This window comes from Paenibacillus sp. GM2FR, assembly GCF_002803325.1.
GTDB classification, from domain to species: domain Bacteria; phylum Bacillota; class Bacilli; order Paenibacillales; family Paenibacillaceae; genus Paenibacillus_AQ; species Paenibacillus_AQ lautus.
The window spans coordinates 2,695,925-2,708,116 of record NZ_MKZM01000008.1; the positions used below are offsets into that span (position 1 = coordinate 2,695,925).

At 51.6% G+C, this 12,192-nt stretch carries 9 protein-coding genes; 3 read left to right on the forward strand and 6 right to left on the reverse strand.

Annotated features, from left to right (window positions below; all coding sequences use genetic code 11):
- The 6 genes from PAEVO_RS12125 to yqeK all read right to left on the reverse strand — a co-directional run bounded on the left by PAEVO_RS12125 (nucleotide 1) and on the right by yqeK (nucleotide 8,534).
- A complete protein-coding gene (locus tag PAEVO_RS12125) occupies nucleotides 1–2,373 on the reverse strand; it encodes a DUF5682 family protein (protein WP_207797472.1) in 2,373 nt (790 codons plus the stop codon).
- On the reverse strand, nucleotides 2,352–3,455 hold the full coding sequence (locus tag PAEVO_RS12130; protein WP_100537774.1) for an ATP-binding protein: 1,104 nt from the start codon (nucleotides 3,453–3,455) through the stop codon (nucleotides 2,352–2,354). Before PAEVO_RS12130 ends, PAEVO_RS12125 begins: the two co-directional genes overlap by 22 nt.
- Nucleotides 3,456–3,470: 15 nt before the next feature.
- Nucleotides 3,471–5,333, reverse strand: a complete 1,863-nt coding sequence (locus tag PAEVO_RS12135) for a HEAT repeat domain-containing protein (RefSeq protein WP_100537775.1) — start codon at nucleotides 5,331–5,333, stop codon at nucleotides 3,471–3,473.
- Between the two features lie 25 nt (nucleotides 5,334–5,358).
- On the reverse strand, nucleotides 5,359–6,789 hold the full coding sequence (locus tag PAEVO_RS12140; RefSeq protein ID WP_100537776.1) for an SWIM zinc finger family protein: 1,431 nt from the start codon (nucleotides 6,787–6,789) through the stop codon (nucleotides 5,359–5,361).
- A gap of 355 nt (nucleotides 6,790–7,144) precedes the next feature.
- Nucleotides 7,145–7,876: a metallophosphoesterase family protein gene (locus tag PAEVO_RS12145; protein WP_100537777.1), complete on the reverse strand. Its 732-nt coding sequence runs from the start codon at nucleotides 7,874–7,876 to the stop codon at nucleotides 7,145–7,147.
- 22 nt (nucleotides 7,877–7,898) lie between these two features.
- On the reverse strand, nucleotides 7,899–8,534 hold the full coding sequence (gene yqeK / locus PAEVO_RS12150; protein WP_100539437.1) for a bis(5'-nucleosyl)-tetraphosphatase (symmetrical) YqeK: 636 nt from the start codon (nucleotides 8,532–8,534) through the stop codon (nucleotides 7,899–7,901).
- A 485-nt stretch (nucleotides 8,535–9,019) separates the two neighbouring features.
- On the opposite strand from yqeK, the gene PAEVO_RS12155 reads away from it, so the two are divergent.
- The 3 genes from PAEVO_RS12155 to PAEVO_RS12165 all read left to right on the forward strand — a co-directional run bounded on the left by PAEVO_RS12155 (nucleotide 9,020) and on the right by PAEVO_RS12165 (nucleotide 12,160).
- Nucleotides 9,020–10,276 carry an ABC transporter substrate-binding protein gene (locus PAEVO_RS12155; protein WP_100537778.1) on the forward strand — a complete coding sequence of 419 codons (1,257 nt, stop codon included), beginning with the start codon at nucleotides 9,020–9,022 and terminating at the stop codon, nucleotides 10,274–10,276.
- An 86-nt stretch (nucleotides 10,277–10,362) separates the two neighbouring features.
- Nucleotides 10,363–11,322, forward strand: coding sequence for a carbohydrate ABC transporter permease (locus tag PAEVO_RS12160; RefSeq protein WP_100537779.1), 960 nt, complete (start codon nucleotides 10,363–10,365; stop codon nucleotides 11,320–11,322).
- 16 nt (nucleotides 11,323–11,338) lie between these two features.
- Nucleotides 11,339–12,160: a carbohydrate ABC transporter permease gene (locus PAEVO_RS12165; RefSeq protein WP_100537780.1), complete on the forward strand. Its 822-nt coding sequence runs from the start codon at nucleotides 11,339–11,341 to the stop codon at nucleotides 12,158–12,160.
- Nucleotides 12,161–12,192 lie beyond the last annotated feature (32 nt).

Below are 12,192 nucleotides of genomic sequence, written 5' to 3' on the forward strand. Positions count from 1 at the left end.
CTAAAAATCCTCAAAGTCAAAATCATTCAAATCATCGATCATCTTCGCTTCTTCCTCCTTCAGGTCACCGGTCAAAACCTCGGCAGCCTGCTCTGCATTCACGCCCCATAGCTCGCCAAGCAGCTCGGCAATCATGGTCTTCTCCTTCGCCGAAAAGCTGCTGAACGCCCGACGCAGAAAAACAAGCGCACGAGTGAATTCATCATCCTCCAGGGATTGGATGTATTCATTCAGCTGCTCCCACAGGCTCAACCGCGAGAGAAGGGCATACCGGTTCCGCATCGATAAGCCTTCAAACCATCCAGCACCCAAATCGGCCGGAATGCCGGGCGATAGTCTGCGAGATACTTCTTCGGCACACTGCCGGGCGGAAATCGCATTCCGCTCCATCAATACCGCACACGCATATCCTGACAACCGGGCGTTCAAGTCATCCCTCTCAGACAAATGCCCGAGTTCTTGCAGCCAAAGTTCCTCGTCCACCTGCTCCGCGTGCTCCATGGCGACACTGTTCAGTTCATTCAAGGCAGTTATCATCGAGCCTGATACCTCGTCGCTGCACTGGCTGCCATCGAGCAAAAACAAACAAGCGCGCATAAAGAGCTGCTGCAGCAGCGGTACTAACGGCTCTGTATTCATCCGCCTGATCCCGCCGTAGCGGATCAGAACCGATAACTCCCGGGAAGCTGCCGCAATCTGTACGACATCGCGGCTGTCCACAGCAAGCTTTTGCAGGGTCAGCCGACCTGCTTCCATCTGTTGAATCATCCCGCATTCATATGCGCTCCGGATGAGCGAAGAGGCTTCGTCAATCGAGCTGCAGCCCGCCAGCTTCTGCTGGAGCCTATAAGCAGCGGCTACCTCTACCGTCTCTCCCAGCAGCGTCGATTCGACAACCTGAATTTCAACCTCAGGCGTCCATTTCACAACCCAGTGCTCCGCCCACGCCCCTTGCTCCTGCCCGCTGGGTCTGGCCTTAACAAAGTCAATCCCCAACAGCTTCAAGCGGTGAAACAAAAAGGACCGGTTCAAATCGAGATACGCGGACTCTTTCGAGGTTACCCTCCGGTTCTCGCGCAAATCCAATATTAAATCGTTGGCCACAACCGATTTATACTTCTCAAGCTTCAACCTTTTCAGCTGGCGGTTCAGGTCGTCCTGGATCGGTGTCTGGCTGACGCCTTCGGCCAGCTCGCCGATCGCCGTGCCGATCTCCACTCGTGCAAGCTCCTCTGCTACGACGGAAAGATCGCCGCGCCCAAGCAGCGTCTGGGCCGCATCCCGTAAATCCCGCAGTGTCGGGAGACCGCCACCATGGAGCGCTGCGAGCGACTCCGCCAACCGGACGGCTTCGATCACCTCCGCCGTGGAGCGGTGGGTACCATTCTTTCTCATCGAGCCCGCGACCATGGATAAATAATGATGCGGCAATTCCGCTAGCGCGCCCTGCTGCATTCGTTCCCACATCATCTCAAAATAATGGGGAGCGATATTCCCGGCACCATAACCGGAAATGGACGACAGCTTATAGTAGGAATAAGGCATCAGCGTCAGCTTGGTTATCCGGTTAGGAAGCTGATTCAATTCCTCGTCGCTCATCGGGCCGGACAAATCGCTAAGCGCGGAGGCATGGTAAGCCCCGCAAATGACTACAATGCGCTCGGGGTCATGCCCTGCCGCAATCGCTTCAACAATCTGACGGCGCATATACGACTCCCGGACGGCATTGTAGGCGTATTCCACAGTATCCTCACGGTGCTCTTTCTCCTCCGACAGCTCTCGCATCTGCACGGAAAAAGCCGATATGGATTGCCGGTAAGAGCCTTCGCTCAGATTATGTTCGTAACTCCGCTCCCAGTACATATCATAATCATATTCGCCGGCAAGCTCGGCAATCCGCTCATATACGGATTTTTCGTCCGGCTGGCTCTCGTCCACCGGCTCGGCTGCCCCCGAGCTGGATCCATGATCCTCGCCTTCAAGATCTTCCCCACCCGCTTCACCGTCCGAGCTGCGGCGCAGCTCCTGCAGACAGACGGCAGCAGATGAGGGCAGATCGATAAATGCGGCATAAGCTCCGTGCTTCTGCGCCCATCTCATGGCCTGATATTCCGGGGAATATACCGCAAAAGGCCACAGAACCGTTCGTACGGGCAGTTCTTCGGTAAACGCCAATATAGCAACCGGCGGCTTTGTTGTTGCCTGGGTCAGATGCCGTATTTCCCCGCTTGCATCCGACGGCCCTTCGATGAGCACCGCCGTAGGATTGATCTCATCCAGAAAATCCAGTACATGCTTCGCACCGGCGGGCGACAAATGCCGAACTCCAAAAACATGTATACCGGCAGCATTCACTGGTTGATCTCCTTGCATGCGTTATATAAGCCACGCCACTGCGCTCCGCGTTTCTTCATGATATTATCAAGATATTCCTTCCATACGAGCCGGTCTTTATCATCATCCTTTACAATCGCCCCTTGGAGTCCCGCCGCCAAATCCTCATCCGTCAGCTCACCGCTGCCAAAGCTCGCTGCCAGCGCCATGCTGTTCGTCAGGAGCGAAATCGCTTCAGCCGTCGAGATCACCCCGGCCGGAGACTTCACCTTTTCCTTTTTATCCAGGGTCATGCCGCTGCGCAGCTCTCGAAAAATCGTCACGACCTTGAGCAGTGCTTCATCTGCGGGAGCAGCAGCCTGCAGATCATAAGAGGAGGCAATCTCGGACACCCGTTTCTTCACGATTTCGATTTCGGTACTCAGATCCGCTGGAGCAGGAAGAACGATAATATTGAAACGGCGCTTGAGCGCTGTTGACATCTCATTGACCCCGCGGTCTCTTGTATTTGCAGTAGCGATAATAGAAAAGCCTTTTCGGGCGTTCATTTCTTTTCCGAGCTCAGGCACCGATATTGTCTTTTCGGACAAAATGGAGATGAGTGCATCCTGTACCTCCGAGGCACAGCGGGAAATCTCTTCGAACCGGGCGATCCCTCCCGCTTCCATCGCCCGCATGATCGGACTCTGCACCAGCGCTTCGGGTGTAGGGCCTTGAGCGAGCAGCATGGCATAGTTCCAGGAATACCGGACGTGCTCTTCACTCGTTCCGGCCGTTCCCTGAACGACCAGACCGGAGTTTCCGTAGATCGCTGCCGCCAGATTTTCGGACAGCCAGGATTTGGCCGTGCCTGGTTCCCCGATTAATAACAGGGCACGGTCGGTTACCAAGGTAGCAACCGCCATCTCGATCAACCGCTTGTTCCCGATATATTTAGGCGTGATTTCCGTTTGGCCCGCCTTGCCGCCGACGATGAATTTGAGTACGGATTGAGGCGACATCTGCCATCCGGCAGGAATGTTCCCGGAATCCTCCTTACGCAGTGCTTCCAGCTCGTGACGGAACAGTATTTCCGCCGGCTGCCGCATGATATCTTGTAATTGCTCTTGTCCTGCTGCCATGGGCTTTTCACTCCTTTAAATTTCTTGTTCCTTCATCATCCGAAGGATGTAACGAAGCTGATCTTCGGCGCTGTCCCGATAGTTGCCCAGCACCGCTTGAACGCGGTCATAATAGCCTTCCGGTAATCGGCAAAGCTGCTTAAATATAAAAGGTTCAATCATATAGCAGTCCTGATTGCGCTTATCCTCCATTGCGACCACAATAGCTTCAAATAACGCTTCATCCTTCATGCCGGAACGTACAAGCCCCATAATGATCAAATTGGCAAACCGATTGCGGAATTCCGGTGAATTCTTCAGCTTCGCCAGCAAATACGACTCGGCTTCGTGGTGTCCCCGGCGGGCGAAAGCGCTCACCAGCGCAAGCTCATCCTGCTCGATAAACAGCTCAAGCCATCTGTCATCCCAGCTTGCTTGCAGCTGCTCCTGCGGAAGCATTTCCACGTAATACGTATAGCTCTCCTTCCCCGTAAACGGCATAACTTCCTCATAAGGTTTATACTGCCTATGGATGACCATATCTGACAGGGTGTCCAAAAGCCTTTTTCGTTCTTTGGCCGCGTTGCCAAGTGACGAGGAGGAGAAGCCTTCTAACATAACGTCCTTGTATTGTTCATATACGCGGTCCGGCGGGAGCACGCGAGCGGCTTTTTGGAATACTTCGCGGACATAAGAGCTGCCATGTCTGTATTGCTCCAAATCATTCTCCGCGTTTTGGCGAAGCAGTTCCCTGGCTTCCTCGGAATCCACGCGATTCATGTAAATGACCGCTTCATTCATAAGGTATGTCCAGCCCAAAGATTTGATATATAAGGAATACTGCTGAAGCACGTTCCGGTACAGCTCCTCGAGCGCCGGACTTTGTTTATCGTGCAGGGCCCACAAGCAGCGCTTCACCTTGCTCCAGCTCTCCTCCAGCTTTGACTTGTCATCCGGAAATTCGGAAACCGCTTGAAGCTCGGCGGACATGTCTCGTACAAGCCAATCCGTCAACAAGGCGGAACGGCATTTGCCCAGGGCAGGGTTAACCAGCTCTTTGTCTTTTCCTTGAGCGGCTTCATACAATCGCTCCAAGGCTTGATCCGAACCCATCTCGGCAAGTGCGTCATAAGCCGCCTCGCGGATCACCTTCTTCTTGCTCTTGCTCCATTCCATCAGATCAGCCTCATACTCTTCGTAGCGGGCAAGCAGTTTGATCGCCATGCACCGCACCTCATCGCTGCCGGTCTCGGCCGCTTGTCGAATCAGCTCTGCTATTTCCTTGCCGCCGGTTTGCGCCATCACCTTCAGCTTCCGCGACTCCGGCTTTCCGCCCTCCGGATTAAAGCTTTCCAGCAGAAATGGAACGATTTCCGGGCCATACGCTGGCAAGATCTCATTGGCTGCCAGCTCTCCAATCTCGACATAGGGGTCATTCAAAGCTTCAATTGCAAGATATACCAGACGGAAATCCCGGAACAAGCCTTCCTTCCATGCTTCTTCTATGATCTCGTAACGGCCGCCGCCCGTTGTAGTCAACGCGGTCTGTACAGCGGAAAGCTTGCGGAAGGATAAATGGGATGATAGTGAAACCGGATGATGGTCTACCGGGTGGAGCTCTCCCTCAGGGGCTGTCGTTCCTTGGGTATGCAGCACGGAGCTCAGCAGCTGGTTCAAATCCTGAAGCAGCTGTGCCGACTGGGTCTCCTTCCCGGATTCCGGTTCCATTAAAGCGCTGATCCCTTCACCCAATCTCTTGAACACGGGAGCGCGCTCTCCGAGCTGCTGAAACTGCGGCAGCAGCCTCTTGAGGCGGAAGTCGCCTGCCGCGAGTTCGCTGCCGGCAATATATAAACGCCTAACCTCCTGGTTAAGCTCCTGCAGTAATGCCGTACTCATGGTTGTTCCTCCTTCTTTACCCTGCTCAGTACAACAGCCGGATGATTTCGTGATTCGTAATGATGGTCAGCGGCTGCGCCAAGAGGCGGCCTGTCGTCAGGCAGTGCTCAAACATAACCAGCATGGAGACACCGCTCAGCTTCTCCTCCGGCAGATACCGCAGCATCGGTACCGTCGGCTGTAAAAAAACGTCACCAAGCGCAACCGACTGTCCGGCTTCATCCGTGATGGCATACTGACCATCGACGTTCAGGCTGATCCGGGAAACATGAAGCAGCATCACGGGATGGCTGTCAGCGAGCGGATTTTTCAGCTGGTTCTTCACCTTTTTAATTGCGTCAGCATAAGAGCCCGCCGCATATTCGTGAATCCAAACCATATCCTCCTCTGTCACCGGAGTTGAAGCCATCTCTTCAAAGCGGACCCGCCGGTTCATATCCCCCGGATAACGGTACAATACAGGGACTCGGGCTTTTTCGAAAAAGCTGTCTTCCTCACGCATCAGCTTGGCGGCCTTATAGGGACGGTACTGGATCGTTCGGTGAATTTCGCCGCTGTCCTTCTGAAGCCAGTATCCGGTATCCACATGCTCCAGCCGTGCATCGTCGGCATAACTCAGAAAAGAAAGCTGTATCAACTCTGCCTGTTCACTTACGAGCCCGAAGCTTTGCAGCTCCGTCAGCTGCCAGGCATGCCCCAGCCATTCCTCAATCGTCGACTCATGATCCAGCGCCATTTCCGGATCCTCAAGCTTTGAAGTCAGATAATGTCTGCCTTTTTTAATCATTGCGTTCATGACGGCTAGCTGCTCCACTGCATATGTATAAGCTTTCTCCTGGTCTTTGTCCGACAGCACCAGCGCCAAGCGACGAAGTTCCGATTGAGCACCCGACAAGTAATAATTGCCCATCTGCTTTACATGTTCCTGGATCAGCTTTTGTTCCTTTTTATCCAATGTTCCTAATCCGTTCCGGATCAACGAGTGGATCAGCTTCTCCAATACGTCCAGACCTTCCAGCTGCGCATTGATTTTCTTTTTTAATGCCGATTTGTTGACCTTTTTCGGTTTGGGCGCTGCCCCTTCGGCCGTTTCTTTGAGCTTGCGCTCTTCCCGCTTCTCCGCTTTCTCCCGCTTGGCAGCCAAATCTTCCGGCACCTCGGCAGGGGTAAACGCCGCTCCGCCCGCATACGCATAAAGCAGTCCAAGCACATGCTTGCACGGAAACTGCCGGCTCGGGCAAGTGCACCGCATCACCGGTTTCTCCGGCACCGCAAAATCGGCGGACGGCTGGTAATCGGAGCTTCCGCTGCCTGCACATGTGCCGAACAGCACGGCATGGTCCTCCGAATGATGCAGCTGCAGGAACCGTCCTTTTTTTACAAGGCCCTGCCCGTTCTTAATGGCTGCACTATTCGGTGCCTGCGAATCGATCCATGTCTCTGTAATCTCAACCAAACTCATACCCTCCTAAATCAAGTCACTGCTGGTCATTGCACAGTGTAATTATCCATTACTCATAATCATATCTAATCTGTGTCTGGCTCCCTACCCTTCTTAAGACCTATTTAAGAACATTCATTCCTATTTATTCAATCATCTTCATCCTTTAATAGATAATAATGTAAAATTAAATTTATGTGATTGCTAACATAAAAAAAACGTCTATCAACGTACTTTCTCAGTAGACAGACCGCATGTAGCGGAAGTTTTTCTTGCGAGATAAGGATGCTAAGCCTTGGAAGTTTATACTTTCTTATCTCTAAAAAAAAAGAGCCGGCATCACCGGCTCTTCAGAAATCGATATCATCCATTAGTCTTTTCTTACTTGATACCGTCCCGTTCTAACCTCAAGAATATAGTCCTCAGGGGAAGGCATGCCGGATTCCAAGGCATCCTGTACGGCTTGTTCAATAGGGTATGGCACGCGAATAAATTGAATGTTGAAAGGAGCAGGATCTTCGCTATCATAGATCCCCTCCAAAATGGCATAGGAGGCGTCAGGCATTTCAAGGGGGTTGCCGACGCTGCCGGTATTAAACAGCGTTCTCCCGTCCAGATGCTGGTGATACGCATTATGAATATCCCCGTAACCGGCGACATCCGCGATTCTTGGGTCCCCGCACAGCGGGGAACTGTGAAACAAGGTTTCCCGCTGCTCCTGATCATCCCAGGGCTGTATCCGCTCGTACACGCTGCGGGGCGAAGCATGAAACAACCGGATCCATTTACCGCTCATCATGAACTCAAGAATATACGGAAGATCGGCAAGATATTGAAGCCTCTCGCTTCCGAGTCGATGCTGATGCCATTGGAGGACCGGATTGTCGGTTTCCTTACCTATAAAGTCATCCCAGTTCCCCTTGATGACTTGCTGGCAATGGGTTCTCACCATATCAACCGCGATATCTCCGTGCGGGCCTTTGCCAATCAAGTCACCCAGGCAATAAATGGTTTCGATTCCGCGCTGTTTGATATCCTTCAGAACGGCCTTCAGGGCAGGGATGTTTCCGTGTATGTCGGAGATCAATGCAATTTGCGTCAATGAACCCGCCTCCAAACTTCGTTTATTTCAGATTACTGTGGTTGTAGTTTTGTGAATCCCGTAATTCATCATATGCGTCTCGAAGCCAAGGATGGACAACTTTCAGCGATTCACGCCGTTTCCATAAGTATTGTATATATTCAAATGAGGCATGATCCAGCGAGATTTGCAACTGCTCCGTAATCTCCTTTAAATATGGGGGAGTCCCCTGCTGATCCCACTCGATCTTGTCAGCGACGAACAATACCTTGTCTAACAAAGATGCCTTGGCTCTCAACGTTGTATGGCAGCCAACCGCATTTAAAATTTCCTGTTCTGTAATCTTGAACATATTCTCGGCCATGTATGCCGATATTTTCTGATGTATGATCATCGGAAATTGCTCTTCTTCAGGCAATACATCCAACCCGATCTCGCGGGATACCTGAATGCGGACGTGAGTTGGAAAAACGGCGCTAATATCATGAAGATACCCGGCATATTCAGCTGCGGTCGGATCGGCACCATAGAGAACAGCAATTCTGCGGGCTTCCTCCCCCACTTTCAGTACATGCTCTGCTGTCTGTGGACATTGGTGTTTCAGCAGAAAGCTGGCCACGTCATTCCTAAGATTCCCGGTGAGCTTGTGCCCCCCAAGCTCACGGTAGGAACGGATCATCAATCGACGGTTACGCGGGTCATTCACTCTTTTCACCTCACCTAATCCCCTTGAATTTACCAATCTAGCACTTCATTTTCCATACAATATTCACTTATACTGAGAATAGTTTGAAGCTATTATACATGAAAGTCAAAGAAAGGAGGTCATCCGATTCCATGCATCGTCGGCTGGGTATTAGAGCACGCGATGCGTATATCCACAGCAACGGCAATACATAACGCACATTGGAAGGAGGCAATTATACACTGGAACGAGCCCAAAGGATTCTATTAAAAAGCAGCCCGGAGGCTGCTTCATTCAATGGAATTAGTTAGGGTGATCCGAAAGCGTACCGTTTGTCCATTTATTATTCCTTAATATGGAATGTTTCGATTTTTAGTCTAATGTTTATAAAGGTAATCATATATTTTTACTCACGCAAGCTTGGTAACTGAATAAGATTTAAGCATCACCGACTTCACCACGTTAGGAGGCTGACGATAGTGAATACACGCAGGATGGTTAGCTTGGGGTTACTGATTCTTGTTATGCTCATCAGCGGTTGCGCTGGAAATGTTTCCACCGAAAAGACGAAAACGCTTACACTCTGGTATTGGAATCGAAGCCTGGACGATGAGCTGATTAAATCCGTTGAACAGGAGTTTCCGGGGATCCGAATCGATGCGCAAAAAATCGGTGGCGACTTCAAATCGAAGTTAAAAACAACGCTAGCGGCCGGTTCCGGAGGACCGGACATCGTCGCTTTTAACGACTGGGTGGCAGAGCTGTTTACGAGTTCGGATCGTTTCTACGATCTGTATGAGCTGGGCGCAAAGGACATTGAGCCGGATTTCCTGGATTGGAAATGGAAGCTAGGCGTTACGCCCGAAGGCACCATGATTGCCCTGCCAATCGATACAGGGCCAACGGCTCTTTACTACAGGGCCGATTTGTTCGGGGAAGCCGGGCTGCCGACCGAACCGGAAGAGGTCCATGCGCAGCTTGGCACCTGGGATGAATACTTTGAAGCCGGGCAGAAGCTGCAGGAGCATTTTGATCAAAAAGTAAAAATGCTCGACAACATCACCAACATTTACACGCAAATGAATGCTCAGTCTGAACGCATATATTTTGCCGAGGACAATACGTTTATCGGCGAAACTCCCGAGTCCTCCATGAAGACGGCGTGGGATACGGCGGTGAAGGCTTCCCAGATGAAGCTAAGCGCCAACGTCAATACGTCCTCCTCCGAATGGAATGCCGCCATGAACAATGGACGGGTCGCTTCCTTTGTGGGTGCGGTGTGGATGAAGGAAATCTTGATGCAGGCAGCGCCGGATACCAGCGGCAAGTGGAGAGTAGCACGCGCCCCTGGCGGGGACGGCAACAATGGCGGCTCCTTCCTGGCCATTATGAAAACGAGTAAATATCCGCAAGAAGCATTTGAAGTGATGAAATATATTCAGAGTCCGGAAAATCAGGTTCAATCCTTCAAGAAGATCAACCTCTTCCCTTCCGCCAAAGACGCGCTGGATGCCCCCGTGATGAAGGAACCCGAGGAATTTTTCGGGAATCAGGCAACGGGCGAGGTGTTCTCGGAATCTGCGCGTAACGTCAAACCTGCTTATTTCGGCGGTAAATTCGCTAATGTAAACGGCATTGTCAATCGAGAGCTGTCATCCGTTGCGCTCCAGGGCAAGAATCCTGATAAAGCCTGGGAAGACGCGCTGGCCAGAGTCAAAAAAGAACTGCTGCGCTAACCCGGATCCGTTTTCGGTTCTTACCTGTATGTTTCTCGATGGCTATAAGTACTTAAATACCAACCGATTGAGGAGGTTACAGTACGATGGATAATCCAATGCTGAATCATACGCCCGCGGAACAGAAGCCTGTTCCTAAGCATCCGAAATCACAAGACAGACTGTCCGCACAGATATGGAAACACCGCAAAGAATATTTGGCGATTTCCCCTTTTTACATTCTATTTGCCATATTCGGGCTCTTCCCGATCGGCTTCTCGATGTTCCTGTCCTTTCAGAAATGGGACGGCATCGGCGAGATGACCTTTAACGGGCTGGGCAACTACCAATTCATGCTCACCGATCCGGAATTCTGGAGAGCTGTCGGCAACACGCTGCTCATCTGGATCTATTCCACCATACCGATGCTCTTTATCGCGCTGGTTGTTGCCTTCCTGCTGAACGCATCGTTTGTCCGATTCCGCACATTCTTCCGAATCGGTTATTTCCTGCCGAACGTTACCTCACTCGTAGCGGTTGCCATCGTGTTCGGTACCGTATTCTCAAACAATTACGGCCTGCTCAACTATATTCTGTCCTTGCTCGGCCTGAACTCTATCGAGTGGTTGAATAAAACATGGGGCATACAGCTCGCCATTTCGGTCATGGTCATATGGAGATGGGCAGGGTATAACGCCATTATCTATCTTGCCGGGCTGCAGAGCATCCCGACCGTCCTGTACGAAGCCGCCAAGATCGACGGTGCCTCCGGAATACAATCCTTTTTCAAGATCACCATTCCCAATCTAAGGCCCATCATCCTCTTCACGGTTATTACTTCGACCATCGGCGGCATGCAGATCTTTACCGAACCGCAGGTGCTTGTCGGCAACGATGGCGGTGTCAGCGGCGGCGGTATGACCATCGTCCTCTACCTATACCGTGAAGCCTTCGTGAATAACTATTTCGGATATGGCGCTGCCGTCGGCTGGGGAATGTTCCTGCTCATTGCACTCTTCTCCATCGTGAACTGGAAAATGGTGCAGGGCAGTCCTTCCAATGACTGAAATGGGGGTGAATCGTATGTTCAAATGGAAATCCATATTCCTTCACATCGGGTTAATCGCCGGACTGCTGCTGTCGATTTTCCCCTTCTATTGGCTGCTTGTAATGGCAACGCGCACCACTTCGGATATTTACAGCTTTCCTCCGAAACTATGGTTCGGTCCTCACCTGCTTGATAACGTGTCGAGGGTGCTGAGCAGCATCGATTTCTTCGGCGCCTTCTGGAATACCCTGTTCGTAGCTTCCGCTTGTACGCTGTTAGTCTTATTCTTTGATTCCCTGGCCGGATTCACGTTCGCTAAATTCCATTTCCCGGGCAAAAAATGGCTGTTTGTGCTGCTGCTAGCTACCATGATGGCGCCTGCCCAGTTGTCCCTGGTGCCCTCGTTTGTCATTATGGCAGAGTTCGGATGGGTAGGAACTTATAAAGCGTTGATCATTCCGGGAATGGTAAACGCCTTCGGGATCTTCTGGATCAGGCAATATGCGCAGGAGTCGGTACCCTCGGAGCTGCTCGATGCAGGCAAAATCGACGGCTGCGGATTCTTCCGCCTCTACTGGAATATATCGCTGCCGATTCTGCGTCCCGCCCTCTCGTTCCTGGCCGCCTTCACGTTCATCGGCGTTTGGAACGACTACCTGTGGCCGCTTATTATTCTAAATGATGAGAACAAATTCACCTTACAGGTTGCGCTCTCCTCATTGAACGGAATATATACGACCGACTATTCGATGGTCATTGCCGGTACGCTGCTCGCCGTCATTCCGCTGATCGTTATGTTCCTGTTCATCAGCAAGCAATTCATTTCCGATATTGCAGCAGGTGCCATTAAGAGTTAACCATCAGGGGGTGCCCCAAAAGATCCTGGATC